This window comes from Calditrichota bacterium (assembly GCA_013112635.1).
GTDB lineage: Bacteria > Calditrichota > Calditrichia > Calditrichales > J004 > JABFGF01.
Genome location: JABFGF010000002.1, coordinates 820127 through 837014 on the forward strand (window position 1 = coordinate 820127; position 16888 = coordinate 837014).

General features: G+C 33.5%; 16 protein-coding genes. 9 read left to right on the forward strand and 7 right to left on the reverse strand.

Translation table 11 applies throughout. The features are described 5' to 3' along the window. Positions 1–135 precede the first annotated feature (135 nt). From HND50_08580 to HND50_08595, 4 genes are all read left to right on the forward strand, one after another. The gene (locus HND50_08580; GenBank protein ID NOG45272.1) at positions 136–897 is read left to right on the forward strand and encodes a peptidylprolyl isomerase; all 762 of its coding nucleotides are present in this window, start codon (positions 136–138) and stop codon (positions 895–897) included. 8 nt (positions 898–905) lie between these two features. Next, entirely contained in the window at positions 906–1670 is a 765-nt protein-coding gene (locus HND50_08585) for a hypothetical protein (GenBank protein NOG45273.1), read from the forward strand. Between the two features lie 8 nt (positions 1671–1678). Continuing rightward, a complete protein-coding gene (locus HND50_08590) occupies positions 1679–2878 on the forward strand; it encodes a HAMP domain-containing histidine kinase (protein ID NOG45274.1) in 1200 nt (399 codons plus the stop codon). Positions 2879–2946: 68 nt separating this feature from the next. Then, positions 2947–3525 carry a sigma-70 family RNA polymerase sigma factor gene (locus tag HND50_08595; protein NOG45275.1) on the forward strand — a complete coding sequence of 193 codons (579 nt, stop codon included), beginning with the start codon at positions 2947–2949 and terminating at the stop codon, positions 3523–3525. Between the two features lie 8 nt (positions 3526–3533). Here HND50_08595 and HND50_08600 read toward each other — a convergent pair whose 3' ends face one another. Then, the gene (locus tag HND50_08600) at positions 3534–4358 is read right to left on the reverse strand and encodes a hypothetical protein (GenBank protein ID NOG45276.1); all 825 of its coding nucleotides are present in this window, start codon (positions 4356–4358) and stop codon (positions 3534–3536) included. A gap of 84 nt (positions 4359–4442) precedes the next feature. On the opposite strand from HND50_08600, the gene mtnA reads away from it, so the two are divergent. Continuing rightward, positions 4443–5477 carry an S-methyl-5-thioribose-1-phosphate isomerase gene (gene mtnA, locus HND50_08605; GenBank protein NOG45277.1) on the forward strand — a complete coding sequence of 345 codons (1035 nt, stop codon included), beginning with the start codon at positions 4443–4445 and terminating at the stop codon, positions 5475–5477. A 12-nt stretch (positions 5478–5489) separates the two neighbouring features. Then, entirely contained in the window at positions 5490–6578 is a 1089-nt protein-coding gene (locus tag HND50_08610) for a tetratricopeptide repeat protein (GenBank protein NOG45278.1), read from the forward strand. Positions 6579–6637: 59 nt separating this feature from the next. Here HND50_08610 and HND50_08615 read toward each other — a convergent pair whose 3' ends face one another. From HND50_08615 to dnaN, 6 genes are read right to left on the reverse strand one after another with little or no spacing between them, the layout of a single operon-like run. After that, positions 6638–7258, reverse strand: coding sequence for a redox-sensing transcriptional repressor Rex (locus tag HND50_08615; protein ID NOG45279.1), 621 nt, complete (start codon positions 7256–7258; stop codon positions 6638–6640). Positions 7259–7260: 2 nt separating this feature from the next. Next, positions 7261–9717, reverse strand: a complete 2457-nt coding sequence (gyrA, locus tag HND50_08620; GenBank protein ID NOG45280.1) for a DNA gyrase subunit A — start codon at positions 9715–9717, stop codon at positions 7261–7263. A gap of 15 nt (positions 9718–9732) precedes the next feature. After that, entirely contained in the window at positions 9733–11643 is a 1911-nt protein-coding gene (gene gyrB, locus HND50_08625; GenBank protein ID NOG45281.1) for a DNA topoisomerase (ATP-hydrolyzing) subunit B, read from the reverse strand. 8 nt (positions 11644–11651) lie between these two features. Beyond that, positions 11652–11942 carry a hypothetical protein gene (locus tag HND50_08630; protein ID NOG45282.1) on the reverse strand — a complete coding sequence of 97 codons (291 nt, stop codon included), beginning with the start codon at positions 11940–11942 and terminating at the stop codon, positions 11652–11654. After that, positions 11939–13051 (reverse strand): DNA replication/repair protein RecF, encoded by a 1113-nt coding sequence (gene recF / locus HND50_08635; GenBank protein ID NOG45283.1) that lies wholly within the window; start codon positions 13049–13051, stop codon positions 11939–11941. Before recF ends, HND50_08630 begins: the two co-directional genes overlap by 4 nt. Next, entirely contained in the window at positions 13052–14167 is a 1116-nt protein-coding gene (gene dnaN / locus HND50_08640; GenBank protein NOG45284.1) for a DNA polymerase III subunit beta, read from the reverse strand. It lies immediately after the preceding gene. Positions 14168–14631: 464 nt separating this feature from the next. Between dnaN and rpmH the strand changes: the two genes are divergently transcribed. Genes rpmH through yidC form a run of 3 tightly spaced genes read left to right on the forward strand, consistent with a single transcriptional unit; the run spans position 14632 to position 16881 of the window. Beyond that, positions 14632–14790, forward strand: coding sequence for a 50S ribosomal protein L34 (rpmH, locus tag HND50_08645; protein ID NOG45285.1), 159 nt, complete (start codon positions 14632–14634; stop codon positions 14788–14790). Then, a complete protein-coding gene (gene rnpA / locus HND50_08650) occupies positions 14723–15118 on the forward strand; it encodes a ribonuclease P protein component (protein ID NOG45286.1) in 396 nt (131 codons plus the stop codon). Before rpmH ends, rnpA begins: the two co-directional genes overlap by 68 nt. A 23-nt stretch (positions 15119–15141) precedes the next feature. Next, positions 15142–16881, forward strand: a complete 1740-nt coding sequence (yidC, locus tag HND50_08655) for a membrane protein insertase YidC (protein ID NOG45287.1) — start codon at positions 15142–15144, stop codon at positions 16879–16881. Positions 16882–16888 lie beyond the last annotated feature (7 nt).

Here is a 16888-nt window from a genome sequence, read left to right on the forward strand (position 1 = left end):
GAACCTTATAATAATAATTTTGCCCGAAATACTTTGTCCGGATTTTTAATGGTCCAGGAAAAACGATTGATTAATCTTGCTTTTTCTATTTTGAATGAGAAAAAGAAAATTTCATTAAGCCAGATTAGTGACTTAATGGCAACTGAACATTTTTCTGTTTTATATAATATTTTGGATTGGCAAAAAAAGAATAAGAAATATGTTGATACAGATTTATTAATTGGTGCTTTTATAAATTTCAACAAATCCGATCAATCTGAAGTCCAGGAATTAGTACTTGATATTCTTCATGAAAAAAAGGAAAAACTGAACGCATCTCAATTAGAAGAATTTTCGTTTAATATAAGTACACCAAAAATAAGCCAAAAATTCCAAAGTAATTTTCCTAATTTCAAAATTAATAAACAACTTTGGGACTCTCAAAAGCCTAAATATATTGAAGTTGATTCCGTTCTCAGTTTAGGTCAAGAAAATATATTAGTTGAAATTGCTACAAATAAGGGCGAAATTACTGTAGAATTATTTTCAAAAGTTGCGCCACTAACCGTAAAAAACTTCCTGGAACTTGCAAAAAAAGGATTCTATACTAAAACAATCTTTCACCGCGTTATTGCCGATTTTGTAATTCAAGGTGGTGACCCAGGCGGAGACGGTTGGGGTGGTGCAGGCTATACAATCGCCTCTGAAGATTTTTTAACATTTGAACGGGGTACAATTGGAATTGCCACTTCAGGGTTTGATACCGGTAGTTGCCAGTTCTTTATTTGCCAATCTGAACAGCCACATTTGAGAGGAAATTATACCGCATTTGGAAAAGTCACGGAAGGATTTGATGTTGTTGATAACATTCAGATTGATGACATTATTCTTTCCATAAAACCCATTTCACAAAAGTAGGAGGGAGAATGCAGAAATTATTTATGACTATGGTCTTGCTAAGTTTTGTTTGTTTTAACTTTGTTATCAGCCAGGAAAGTGAGGCGTCTTTTATCTCACAAGGTGATGAAGCGTATGCAAAGTTTGATAATAAAAGCGCTCTCGAAAGCTATAAAAAAGTATTAACCATAAACCCTGAAAATTACGAAGCCAATTGGAAAACAGCCCGTGCTTATGTTGATATTGGTGAAGACCTTGAAGACGATGATGAAAGAGCTGAATATTATAGAAATGCAGAACAGTTTGCTCGCAATGCCCTTCACAATAATGAAGAAAAAAGTAACGGGCACTTATATTTAGGAATTGCTCTTGGAAGGGTTGCTTTAGACGCCGGGGCAAAACAACGAATTAAAATGTCCAAGGAAATAAAAAAAGAAGCTGATTTAGCAATAAAATATAATGATCAAAATGACATTGCTTATCACGTTCTTGGTCGATGGAATCGAAAAATTTCAAATTTAAGCTGGATTGAAAAAGGATTTGCAGATATTTTTCTTGGCGGCGTACCCGAAGATGCTTCTAATGAAGCCGCAATTTCTAACTTTAAAAAAGCAATCGAGATTAAACCCAACTATCTAAATCATCATTTGGAACTAGGTATTACTTATGAAATGATGGGTGAAGATGAAAAGGCTATTGAAGCTTTTAAAAAATGTCTTGAACTGGAAATTAGCCACGCCAACGACAGTGATCATAAAAAAACAGCTCAAGAATTTTTGGATGATTTACAATAGGAAAACCATTGCTTCAGTTCTTTACAAAAAATAGTGCGAATTTTAAAGGCCTGCTCTTTGTAGTAGGCCTTTTAATTATTGGTGGGTTTCTGTGGTATACACAGCAAGTCGTAAATGTCCTCAAAGAAAAATCTACCAAAGAACTGCAGTTTAGGATTAAAATTTTTGAATCTAATATAAATAATCCTGATGCAGACAATGACGTTGGCTTTTTTTTTAATGAGGTAATTAAAAAGGCTGACTATCCAATCATTTACACCGATACTCAAGGCATTCCGCAAAGCTGGTTAAATATTTCGGCCAAACTAGATTCAATTTCTGATTTAACAAAAACAGATTCACTCATCTTATTAAATACTTTGTCAGAAATAAAGACCCAAAATGAACCGATCCCAATTGCCTATCAGGAAACAGTTTTAGGTTATTATTATTACGGCTTTCCTCCTGAAATTAATAAAATTAAAAACCTGCCAATTTTTGCAATAGTTGTAGCTATAATTTTTATTTTGTTTGGCTATCTTGGATTTGCTTATATCAAAAGAAGCGAGCAAAGGAATATTTGGGTTGGGATGGCCAAGGAAACTGCTCATCAGCTTGGAACACCCTTAACATCATTGTCTGGGTGGTTAGAGTTAATCAATCTTGATATAAAGCAGAAAGACAATGCTGTTAAAGAGATGAATAACGATTTACTTCGGTTGAACAAAATTGCCAATCGTTTTTCCAAGATTGGATCTGTTCCACAGTTAAAAAAAGAAAACATTACACAAGTAATCGAAAGTGTTATTTTCTATTATCAAAAACGGCTTCCAAACTTAAATAAACAAATAACAATCTCTTTAAACAGTGATCAGGACATTTTTGGAAATATAAGTCGCGACTTATTTGAATGGGTTCTCGAAAATCTTATTAAAAATTCGATTGACTCTATTGAAAATAAAAACGGAAGAATATCTGTTTCTATTGATAATAAGTCCAGCACTAAATGGATTTTAATTTCTATTTCAGACAATGGGAAAGGAATTGCAGTAGTTAATAAAAAGAATGTTTTTAAGCCCGGCTTTAGTACAAAAAAACGAGGTTGGGGGCTTGGATTAAGTTTGGCTAAAAGAATTATTGAAGAATATCATCAAGGCAAAATTTATTTATTAGACTCACAAATTGGCCAAGGTTCAACATTTAGAATTAATATAAAAAAGCCTTTATAAGAGAAGAGTACTTGCTTTAAAAAACACTTTTTTTTAATATAGCTTCTCATCATTGTGGAGGGCATTGTATGAATGAACGGCAACTAGAATTTTCAAAATTAGTAGAACCACATTTTCCATCACTCATTAGTACCGCTACAAGAATGGCCCGCAACCAAAATGACGCGGAAGACCTGGTTCAGGAAACCTTGTTTAAAGCCTATCGGGCGCTCGATCAATATCAGGAAAACACAAATTTTCGTGCCTGGGTATTCAGGATACTTGTTAATACTTTTATTACAGCATACCGGAAAGCCGTTAAGGCTCCTCAAAGAATCAGCTATGATGATCTTGAAGATTTCATACTTTATAAAAAAGGTGAGGTCATTAATCCTGATCAAGTTGAGTCAAATAATGATTTGCTTGACAGTTATTTTGAAGATGATGTTAAAACAGCTCTTGAAAACCTGCCATATCAATTTCGCCTTGTAGTTCTTTTATGCGATGTTGAAGGCTTTTCTTATAATGAAATAGCCACAATAATTAACTCACCTCTTGGAACAGTTATGTCACGGCTTTATCGTGGTCGTAAATTACTGCAGCGAACGCTTTGGAATTATGCCCAAAAAAGAGGGTATATAAACGAAAATACTAAACGAAAAAAATAACTCCTGATTTATTTAGTTGGTTGTATAAACTGTAATGGTTGGTTAAACAAAAAATTCCTGAATTTTATTGAATCATTAAAAGTAGTGCCTGGCGTTTTTGTTTGCTGAACCGCAATCATCATGTCTGATGGTACCCAGACATCATTATACATTTTACTTTTTAAGTTTATTACAAACCCTGTTTGAATTTTATTATTTTCACTCATTTGGACTTCCCAACCCGTAACAAGCCATTTGGTTTTTACAATTTTAAAATGCGGATATGTTTCAACTTTTGTATTTTTTGTGGGTGTTTCCGCAACAATTTTTAGGCAAAGACCATTTTCTCCAAAATAATAAGTGAAATAGGTTGAGTCTCCTTCAAACACAGAATTAAATTTCACCTCAATAAAATTCCCCGCTTTTTTTAATGTGTAGTCTTGTGAAATACTTTTATCAATTCCGCTAAAGTAAAATCTTTTAAGATCATACAAGACGCCCGTAATCTGTTTTTTTAGATCAGAAACCATTGGTGTATATGTTTTTTTTGATGAATCACTTAAAGCCGGAACACCTTGTTCAGCAAGAAACACCCTGTCCGATGAATGCCAGATTAGTTGCAATGGAAAAATTTCTTTATTATTCCAATTATTTTTTGCAAATACTTCCGTTCTTAAATTGGTTAATAATACAGTAAAGTTTTTTACTCCGGTCGATCCAAGGTCATAATACGAATGCTCAAGTTTTTTAAAAAACGCTTGTTCTTCAAATGCAGTATCCTGAGAATAAACATTTTGCGTTAAGACAATTATTATGGAAATAAATATGCATTTTTGAATATTGTAGAATTTCATTTTTTTCCTTTTATGAGATTAAATTTTCTTGATATAGATTTGTCATTTTAATAGCTTCAAGATTTGCAATTATAGTAAAAGAGAATGAAACTGGAAGCTATTTCGTTTAAAAATAATACTTTGTCAATAATTGACCAGACTCTTTTACCACAGCACTTTAAAATAATAACTCTGGATAGTTTAAACAAATCCATAGAAGCAATAAAAAAATTAAAAGTTCGTGGGGCGCCGGCAATTGGCATCATTGCTGCATACACAATTTATATCGAAGCCAAGAAATTAAGCCAAAAGAACTCTCTTACTAAACGTTCTTTCAATGATGTATGCAAAAGTGTTGCGTCTTCAAGGCCTACAGCCGTTAATTTATTTTGGGCTGTACGCCAGATGGAAATAACATTTAGAAAATTCAGTCCCAATGGAAATTCGATATTAATATCAGAGCTCAAAAAGCGTGCAATTTCCATACATAAAAAAGACAAAATCAAATGCTCAAAAATTGGGGAAAATGGTTCTCCTTTAATTAAAAATGTGAACAATGTATTAACTCACTGCAATGCAGGAATGCTAGCAACCGGTGGATCAGGAACAGCTTTATCTGTAATTTACGAGGCACATAATAGTAATAAAAACTTACATGTTTATGTTGATGAAACACGGCCTCTTGGCCAAGGAGCGCGCTTAACTTATTTTGAGTTAAAACATAATAATGTTGAATGCACATTATTATCAGATAATGCTGCGGGAAGCCTTTTTGCACAAAAGGAAATCGAAGCTGTTATTGTTGGGGCGGATAGAATTGCAATGAACGGGGATTTTGCCAATAAGATTGGTACTTTTCCTTTAGCGGTTTTAGCAAAAACCTTTAACATCCCTTTTTATGTCGCAGCGCCAATTACTACTTTCGATCAAAATGCCAAAAGTAAAGAAGATATTCCGATTGAAATGCGATCAAAAAAAGAAATTCTTTCATTCTGGAATATTGATGATGAGTTAAATTACAATGTTTATAACCCTGCGTTTGATATCACGGAAAGCTCTTATGTCAGCGCATTTATAACTGATATTGGAATTATAAAAAAACCTTTTACAACAAATATAAAAAAATCACTACAACTTTAAGGAGATTTAAGAATGAAGAATATATTAAAAATGGTCGTTGTCATTTTTACAATGATGTTTATAATGGGACCTGGTGGATGCCGTCCCAAAGATTTAGAAGGAGCATTTGTTCATTATGGAGCAAATCGCTACGATGAAGCTTTGGTTCTTGCAGAAAAAGTAACAAAAGAAATTCCTACTAATCCAGAAGGCTGGTTTTTGCTTGGAAAGCTTTATGGTCAAAAAGATAGAATTGCGGATATGGTGATGGCCTTTGATAAATCATTGGAAATTGCACCAACTCATAAAGCAGATATTGAGATAGAAAAACAAAGCTACTTTGCCAAGAAGTTTAATAGTGGTGCTAATCTATATAATAAATATTTAGGGTTCGAAGACCGAACAAGCGAAGAGGCAATCGCAAAAATGGAGAACTCCATAAAAAGTTTTTCGGATGCAAACACAATTAAAGTTGATTACAAAGCAATTGATTTAAGCGCTACCGGGTATAAACTCCTTGGCAGAAATGATGATGCTTTGAAAAGCTATTCAATGCTTACAGAAACATTTCCCGATTCTTCAAAGGCTTGGTTAGCTTTAGGCAAATATCACTATGATGAAAAAGATTATACAACAGCTGTTAAAAGTTTTGAAAAGTCAACGGAACTTGATGACAAAAATAGCGAAAGTTTAACTTATCTGGCTCAAAGTTATGACTTTTTAGAAATGCCGGATAAAGCAATTCCAGCATATAAAAAAGCAATCGAAGCAAATGATGATGACGCTGCAATTCCATTCAATTTAGGTTTATTATTGTATAAAGCTGCCGTTGAAAAAGGGGTTCCCTTGGTTACAAAAAAAGAAAAACTAAATATGGCAATAGAGTTTTTTACAAAATCAATTGAGCTTAACCCAGACTTTATAAGCTCGTATCAATTAAAAGGTAACTCAGAATTGTTAATAGAAAAATATGCTGATGCCAGAATGACTCTTGAAGAAGGTGTTAATATGTTCCCTGAAGATGGGCAAATGTGGGAAGATTTAGCAAAAAGTTATGCGCTATTAGGTGAAAAAGAGAAAGCAAATGAAGCTTATAAAAGAGCGGATGAATTAAATAAATGAAATATGGATTCTTCTGTAGTATTTTTCAAAGCTGTCCTTTAATTAAGGGGCAGCTTTTTTTATTTGTTGTACAAAAAGAATGAGAGCGCTTCCAGTTCTATAGACATATTTTCATTTTTTACGAGAACATCTTCCGGAGCTTTTAAGCTAATTGGGGCAAAATTTAAAAATGCCTTTATACCGCAGTCTATAAATCTATCAACAATTGCCTGAGCATATTTTCCTGGGGCAGCAACTATTATAATTTCCAAGTTTTGGTCTTTTACAACCTGGCAGGCATCATCAATGTTATTGATTTCAATTCCATCAATTACCTGTCCATATTTTTGGGAATCACTTTCAAATATTGATTTTATATAAAAGCCTTGTTTCTTGAACTCTGCATAGCGCAGTAATGCACGGCCAATATTTCCAAAACCGACCAGTCCAACACTCCATTGTTTTTTTAGGCCCAATATATTGGCAATTTGATCTTTTAATTGTTCCGTATTATAGCCCAAACCCCTTTTTCCAAAAGTACCAAAAAAAGATAAGTCCTTTCTTACCTGAGCAGAAGTAATACTATTAATATTTGCAATTTCATTTGATGAAATTGTTTCCACACCATTATCAATCTGGAGCGCTAGAGTTCTGTAATATTTTGATAATCTGCGAATTGTTGAATCTGATATTTTTTTCATGTCTACTCTTCGGTCGGTTCAACTTCTTCTGATTCGTTTTCACCATTGACAACCAAGGCTATATCACTTACCGAATCATTTTCGTCAAGTCTGATCATTCTTACGCCCTGAGTATTTCTGCTTATAATACTAACTTGTTCAATTTTCTGTCTTATTACAATACCTTTTTCAGTTATGATCATAATATCTTCATTTCCAGAGACCTCTACTGCAGCAGCAAGTTTACCTGTTTTTTCAGTAACCTTCATTGCAATAATTCCGCTTCCACCACGATTTTGAACCCGAAAATCTGTAACCTGTGTTCGTTTTCCATATCCATGATCTGAAATTGTAAGCAGCATTCTTTCAGGATCGGCAACGGCCATTGCAATTACTTCATCATCCCCTTTTAGTTTAATCGCCTTAACACCGGTAGAATTTCTACCCATTGAGCGAACATCACTTTCTTTGAAATGAATTGAGCGACCATTTCTTGTTACAATTAAAATTCCATCATTTCCAGAAGTAACTTGCGCATTGATAAGTTTATCATCTTCGCGGATATTTATAGCTATTATACCGCCTTTTCTAGGACGGCTGAATTTTTCCAGGTCTGTCTTTTTTATGGTTCCATTTTGGGTAGCCATCGTAATATGGCCATCCTGTTCAAAATCACGAACCGAAACAAAAGCCTGTATTTTTTCACCCTGTTCAATATTAATCAAGTTGATTATTGAACGTCCACGAGCTGTCTTACTCGTTTGCGGAATCATGTAAACTTTTAACCAATGGCATCTGCCACGATCTGTAAAAAATAAAATATAATCGTGTGTACTGGCCACAAAAAGATGTTCAACAAAATCTTCATCTTTAACCGTGGCGCCTGAAACGCCTCTTCCTCCGCGATGTTGCGTTTTATATTCCTGAGTTGCAAATCGTTTAATAAATCCACCATGAGAAATTGTAACAACCATTTCTTCTTCAGTGATCAAATCTTCATAAGCAATTTCTTCATAATTTTCAATGATTTCGGTACGGCGCTCATCAGCATATTTGCTTAGAATCTCATCCAGCTCATCTTTAATAATTACAAATTGTTTTTCCTGGCTACCAAGAATTTCTTTGAGGCTATCGATAAGAACGAGTAACTCCTGATATTCAGCTTCAATTTTGTCACGCTCCAGTCCAGTCAATCTTTGCAAACGCATATCAAGAATAGCTTTTGCCTGAATTTCGGATAGACCAAAACGCTTCATCAATTGCTCACGGGCTTCAATAGGGTCTTTTGATTTTTTTATCAGCTCTATTATTTCATCAATATTATCGATAGCAATACGCAATCCCTCTAAAATATGTGCTCGTCTTTCTGCCTGGTCCAGTTCAAATTGCGTGCGGCGGACAATTACATCCAACCTGTGCTTGATAAAGTGATCAATAATTTCTTTTAAATTTAAAACTTTGGGCTGGCCATCAACCAAAGCCAGAAGAATGATTCCAAACGTTGTTTGCATTTGGGTATGTTTATAAAGCAGATTTAGAATGGCTTCCGGATCAATATCTTTTTTTAACTCTAAAACTATTCGCATTCCATCGCGATCCGATTCATCTCTTAAATCAGAAATACCTTCAATTTTCTTTTCTTTTATTAATTCTACAATCTTGTTTAGTAGATTAAGCTTATTTACCTGGTAAGGAATTTCGGAAACGATAATGCGCTGCCGGCCATTTTTCATTTCTTCAGTAGACGTTCGTGCCCTTACTCTGGCTTTTCCTCGTCCTGTTGTATATGCCCGTTTTATTTCTTCCGTGCCATACAAAATTCCTGCCGTTGGGAAATCGGGGCCTTTTACAAATTCCATTAAATCGAGAATTTCAATTTCCGGATTATCAATTGTGGCTTTTACTGCTTCGATTACTTCCTGCAAATTGTGCGGCGGAATATTTGTAGCCATCCCAACAGCGATTCCTGTTGATCCGTTTATTAAGAGGTTGGGGATTTTTGCCGGCAGAACAGTTGGCTCATCAAGGGTATCATCAAAGTTTCTGGAAAAATTTACAGTGTCTTTATCTATATCTGTGAGTAGTTCGTCAGATATCTGGTCCATTCGCACTTCAGTATAACGCATCGCAGCTGGGGAGTCACCATCAACAGAGCCGAAGTTACCTTGACCATCTACCAAAGGATAACGTAATGAAAAATCCTGAACCATTCTAACTATTGTATCATAAACTGCAGTATCGCCATGCGGATGGTACTTTCCTAAAACCTCACCAACAATACGTGCACTTTTTTTATAAGGACGGTTGTGCGACATTGAAAGCTCACGCATACCAAAAAGTACACGGCGGTGTACAGGTTTTAAACCATCCCGAACATCGGGAAGCGCCCTGGAAACTATCACCGACATAGAATAGTCTAGATAGGATTCCTTCATTTCCTCTTCAATTAACCGCGGGAGTATATTTTCGTTTTCAGCCATTCTAAATTTTCACCTTTATATATCAAGATTTTTTACATATTGGGCATTATCTTCAATAAATTTTCTGCGTGGTTCAACTTCGTCGCCCATCAAAGTTGTAAACAAATGATCCGCATCAAAAATACTTTCAACACTTACTTGCATCATGGTTCGTGTTTCCGGGTCCATTGTTGTATTCCACAACTGATCCGGGTTCATTTCACCGAGGCCTTTATATCTTTGTAAAGATATCTTTTTCCTCTCTTCTTCATCAAATGGTTCCAGTAATCTGTCTTTCTCAAATTCTGTATAAACGTATTCTTCTTTTTTGCCATTTTTAACTTTATAAAGCGGGGGCTGTGCAATATAAATCTTGCCTTGAGTAACTAGATCATTCATATATCTAAAGAAAAAAGTTAAAAGCAATGTCCGGATATGTGAACCATCAACATCCGCATCCGTCATAATGATAATTTTATCATAACGAAGTTTTGTGAGTTCAAAATCTTCCGATCCAATACCCGTTCCAAGGGCAGTAATGATGGTTTTTATCTCATCGTTTGCCAAAAGTTTGTCAAAACGCGCTTTTTCGACGTTGAGAATCTTTCCTTTAAGCGGGAGAATCGCCTGAAATCTTCTGTTTCGCCCCTGCTTAGCTGAGCCGCCAGCAGAGTCGCCTTCCACCAAGTATATTTCACATTCTGCGGGATCATTACTGGAACAATCTGCCAATTTTCCTGGAAGAGAATTGCTTTCCAAAGCGCTTTTCCGACGGGTTAACTCCCTGGCGTTTCTTGCTGCCTCCCTGGCCCGCGATGCTTGAATACATTTTTCAATAATACGTTTTGCATAAGATGGATTTTCTTCTAAAAAGTCGGTTAATTTTTCATTTAGTAAAGACTCTACAGCGCCTCTAACCTCGGAATTTCCTAACTTTGTTTTTGTCTGGCCCTCAAATTGTGGCTCAGCTACCTTCACAGAAATAATTGCCGTTAAACCTTCGCGAACATCTTCACCGGAGAGTGTGCTTTTATCCGATTTCATTAAATTGTTTTTTTGTGCATAAGAATTTAATGATCTTGTTAATGCAGATTTAAAACCCGATAAGTGGGCGCCGCCTTCAATTGTGTTAACGTTGTTACAGTAAGTTAAAATATTTTCGGTATAGGAAGAGTTATATTGGAGAGATATTTCTACCGGTGTTTCTTCACGGGTACCTTCTATGTAAATAGGTGGTTTATGGATTGGGGATCGGCCTTCATCCAGGTATTCCACAAACTCTAAAATACCGCCTTCATACTGGTATTTTTCTTCACGACCGTCACGATCATCATGTAATATTATTTCCAGGTTTTTATTTAAAAAAGCTAATTCGCGAAGTCTTTTTGATAAAATATCAAACTGGTAAATTGTGTCTTTGAAAATTGATTTATCCGGCAAAAAACTAACTTGAGTGCCTCGTTTATCAGTCGCTTCACCTTCTTTTACTTCAGATTGTGTTATCCCTTTTGAATAAGTTTGGGTATAGGTTTTCCCGTTGCGAAATATATTTACTTCACACCACTCCGATAATGCATTCACTACAGAGGCACCAACACCATGTAAACCACCGGAAACTTTATAGGATGATTTATCAAACTTTCCACCAGCATGCAAAACTGTCATAATTACTTCAACAGCCGGCTTTTTTTCAACAGGATGTATATCGGTTGGAATTCCGCGTCCATCATCTTCAACAGTGATACTATTATTCTCACCAATATTTACAGAAATTTTTGTAGCGTGTCCGGCTAGGGCTTCATCAATACTATTATCAACAATTTCATAAACCAGGTGATGTAAACCTTTGTTAGTGACATCGCCAATATACATCGCTGGTCTTTTTCGAACAGCTTCCAGCCCTTTTAATACCTGAATATTTTGGGCTGTGTAATCTTTTTGGGACATATATTTCCTTAGATAAATTCTATATTATGTATCTCGATTGTCTTAAAATAAGCTTTTGTTTTTGCAAGAAACATTTCTCTGTTTTCAATAAATTCTTTTTTCCAGGATATGTTCTCAATTTTTAATTTCAATATTTTCGTTTTTGGATCATATTCAACCGGCGCAGAATGTGCGGCGATTGTTTTATCCATATTTGACCAGTCTTTTTTTATTGTTTCAAGCGAGTAAACATGAGACAGGTTATATTGCTCTAACAGTTTACCAAGAGTAGTATTAATGTTTTTAAAATTCTTTTTCACTGTTTTATTAAACTATTCTCAAGGTGAAATAAACTAGCTGTATCAGCTATAATATTTTTTCCTTTTTGATCATCTGTAGTTGTGATAAAAGTTTGACCGTGGTCTGTAATTATTTCTAATAAATTTTCTATTCTATAACTATCTAATTCCCCAAAAATATCATCCAAAAGCATTAGTGGTCTCTTTTTTGATACATCAAAAATATACTGACTTTCTATTAATTTTAATGCAATTAAAAAAGATTTGTTTTCTCCTTGAGATCCATGTGATTTAAATGAATAACCGTCTTTCAGGAATTCTAAATCATCTCGATGGGGGCCAAAAAGACATGATTGTCTTTTCAACTCACTGGGTTTTGATTTTTCAAGTGTCTCAGAAAAGATTTTTTTTATCTGATCTGAATTATAATCATTTTTTAAAATACCGCTATTTGTTTTATAAAGAACTTCAATTTTTTCTTCTTTTGCAGAAATTGTAGTATAAGAGCTATTAATATTTCGGTTTAAATAATCAACAAACTCCATTCTGCGCATAAGAATTTCTACAGCAAATTCAATTAACTGTTTATTCCAAATATCTAATTCATTCAGTTTATTTGGATAATCTTCAAGTGAAAGCAGTTTATTCTTTTGAAGCACACTTTTTTTATATTTTTGAAGTGCAAATAAGTAACCGGGATAAAGTTGGGAAAGTAGAACATCCAAAAATTTTCTTCGCGATGCAGGCATTCCAAAAGTTAATTCAATATCTTCCAAAGAAAGTAGAATCGCTGGGAACTGGCCAACAATTTCAGAAAATGTTTTTACCTTTTGCTTGTCTAAAAAAACATGTTTCCCATCGCTTCTTGAAAAATATATTCTAAGCTCATTTACTGTTGTGTTATTATTGCAGCTCCCTTTTATATCAAAAAACTCCCGTTCATGTTTTAATACGTATGTATCTGTTTTTGCTTTAAAACTCTTGGTTATCGATAAAAAATATATTGCTTCTAAAATTGATGTTTTACCCTGGCCATTTCTTCCAAAAATGATATTTATTTTTGGATGAAAGTTGATATTTAGTTCTGAAAAAATCCTAAAATTTTCAATCCTAATTTTTTCTAAAAACATTTAGTTAATTCTAACAGGCATTATCAACATAACCATATTTATATCTCCCTGATCATTATTTTCAGGAAATATTAAAGCAGGACCATCCGCATCATTGACAGTGAATTTTATTTTATCATCATCAATGTGCCGTAAAATATCAATCAGGTAGTTTGCATTATAAGCAATTTCAATATTTTCAAATTCATATTTGCATGGAACATTTTCATTTGCTTCACCGCCAAAATCAATATCTTGCGCAGATATGTTCATGGCATTTTGATTTAAAGCAATTTTTACCTGTGATGTTATCGGATTTGAGAAAAGCGAAACCCTTTTTACTGAAGAAATAAATTGGTTTCTATCAACAACAAGATCTTTTGAAAACTCTGCCGGAATTACACGATCATAATCCGGATAAGGCTCGTTAATTATCCGTGAAAATATTTTTGTATCTGGTAGTTCAAATAAAACATGATTATCACTAAGTGTAATTTTTTGATTTCCAGAATCCGGAAGATTTCGAGCAACAAAATTCAATGCTTTTGTAGGAATAATCAAATCTCTTGATATTCCGCCACCGCTAAACTGGTTATTAATTATCTTAACCAATCTGTGTCCATCTGTTGCAACCATCCTGTATTCATTTTCCATTATTTGGCACAAAACACCGGTAAGGGCTGGTCTAAAATGATCAGTAGAACAGGCAAAGATTGTTTTTTCTATCATCAGCTTTAATGAGGTATTTTCAATTTCCACTTGTAGATTTGAATCTACCATGGGAACTGATGGAAATTCTGTTTTATTTTCGCCAGATAATTTATACTCACCAAGTTCTGACTTTATTAATATTTTATGATTTTCATCAGCAGTAAAATCAATATTTACATTTGGTAATTCTCGTATTATATCCAGAAGCAATTTGCCTGGTACAGTAATATCTCCCTCTTCAATAGTATCACAATCTGTCCACGCAATTTGAGTAATTTCCAAATCTGTAGCAGTTATCGAAAGAGTATTATCTTTTGTAGAAATTAAAACATTATAAAGAATTTCAACTGTAGATTTTGATGGAATAACATTTATTACTTTTTGTAGTGCTTTAAAAAAATTGTCCCGTGAAATGGAAAATTTCATCGTTCCTCCAATAGTATCAAATAAGTCGCAAAATTAACCAAATAGAATATTAATATCAAGCAATGAAAGTGTTGTATTTTTATATATTTTTGAGCTATTAATTATTAGTATTATATATTTTTAATTTAATAATTATTATTGTTAGAGGTGTGGATTTGTGGAAAACCGTAGCAATCCTTATTGATCATGGTATTGTTTAATAAAAAAACTGTTGATTAATTATTAAAAGAATGATGATAAATTTAGTAAAGAGATTTTTTTTTAGATGAATTAAAAAAAATATTATTTATTAACACTTTGTTCACATTTTTAGAAAAGCTTTATAAACTGTTGTTTTTTTTTATCTTAAAAAAAAGATAATTATTTTTAATAAATAAATATGTGGAAAACATTTATATAAGTATTTTGGAAAATTGGGCATTTATATATTAGATTCCCTTTCTGTTTTTAATTGTGGAGGAAAAATGAAAAGAACGTATCAACCAAGTAACAGAAAACGGAAGAACAAACACGGCTTTAGAGAAAGAATGAGTTCTAAAAACGGTCGTGCAGTTCTTGCCAGAAGAAGAGGCAAAGGCAGAAAGAAATTATCTGTTAGCGATGAATTTATCAAAACAGCCTAATATTTGTTCTCTTTCTAATAAAGAAGAAATTTCTGTTATCTTGTCAAACGGGAAAAAAGTAAACACTAAGTTTGGACCCGTTTATTTTTACAGTGTCCAGGAAGATACTCGTAATAGAATTGCCATTCTTCTAAAAAAAAAGATAGGCAAAGCATATTATAGAAACTATATAAAAAGAACAATCCGTTTTTATATTCGTTCTGAAATCACTCTGTTGGGTAAATATAACAGAGTGATTTTTTTATATAGATACATGGGACCGGTAAAATATTATCAATTAAAAAATGAATATAATTTTAAAATTAAAGAAAATCTCATACTAAATTAATCCGAATTTTTAAAGGTATAAAAATGGATAAGAAATCTCTTATCGCAATGTTTTTAATTGCGATAATTTTAATTTTGTTGCCTACTTACCAGGAATATGTATTAGGAGTAAAACCTCAGGAGAATGGTGCTGCTGACTCAGTTGTTACAGAAAGAAAAATTGAACCCGCTCCGCAATCTAAAACTGTTGTTCAAGAAAAGACTGAATCCACTGATGAATTGATTATTCCAAATGAAAATGTTGAGGGCGACAGTCTTGAAAAAAATATTGTAATTGAATCGGAAAACTATATTGTAGAGTTATCTAATAAAGGCGGCGGAAGTATAATTTCGTATGTATTAAAGAAGTACTCTAAATATGATTCAAGTTTGGTCAACATGGTTTCCAGGGAGTTGGAAAACAATTTAACACTATCATTTCAAGAGTCTGGCGGAAGTTATATTGAAACAAAAGATTTTGTTTATAATGTATCCTCAACCCTAAGCAATAAAAATTTGTCTGATAATGAAGAGTTTAGCCTTGTCTATACCATGCAGTATAATGGCACAGAAATTAGAAAAGAGTTTATTTTTTATAATGATGCTTACCATATTGATCTAAAAGTTTCTATCTCAGATATGGCAATATTATTAAATAATCAATATCAGATTAATTGGATAAATGGGCTTCCATCAACGGAGTCTTATGTAGCAGATGATAGTGAGTATAGCACAGCATTTGTATTTATGGCAGATGACCTGGAGAGTTTTGAAGTTGATGAACCAGGAAATACAAAAGCTACTTTTTCTGGAAAAGCTGATTGGATTGCAGTAAGAACAAAATATTTTATAACGAGTATTTCAGTTTTAGACGCAAATGTTTCAAACGGAGTTTACTTTAATGGCGTTGGAATTGAACAAGAAGAATACTTACAAAAATTGTTTAATACAGGTTTCTTTGCTCAATACAATCCAAATAAAGGCAGTGATATTTACCGTTTGTATATAGGGCCGTTGGATCATAATGAACTCGGAAAATATGATAATAATTTAGATGAGCTAATTATGAATAATGGGGCGTACGAACAATTCTTTCGTCCTGTTAGCAGAATAGTTTTGGTTGCCCTTGAGTTTTTACATTCATTTATTCCAAACTGGGGCATTGTAATAATTGTATTTTCGATCTTAATAAAAATTCTTTTGTGGCCTCTAACTAAAAAGAGTTATCAGTCCACAAAAAAAATGCAAGTGTTACAACCAAAGATGAATGCTATAAAGGAGAAATATAAAAACGATCAGCAAAGAATGAATAAAGAAATGATGGAGCTCTATAAAGTACATGGCTATCCTTTAAGCGGATGTTTGCCAATGCTTTTACAAATGCCATTATTATTAGCTCTGTATATTGTTTTTAGATCAACAATTCAATTAAGAGGAGCTGTTTTTATTCCTGGTTGGATTGAAGATTTATCTCGGGCAGACACTTTGTTTTCATTACCGTTCTCTTTACCCATGTATGGAGATCAATTTAATTTGTTGCCGCTATTAATGGCTGTAACAATGTTCTTTCAATCAAAAATGACCATGCAAGATCCAAAGCAAAAAGCAATGGTTTATGTAATGCCCATTTTTATGCTTGCAATTTTCAACCGCTTTCCGTCCGGATTAAATTTGTATTATACGCTGTTTAATTTGTTTACTATAATTCAGCAGAAATTTGTTCATGCTGATGATAGCGGGGGTAAGAAAAAGGTTGAAAAAAAGAAATTAAATAAAAGAAAATAAAAATTAG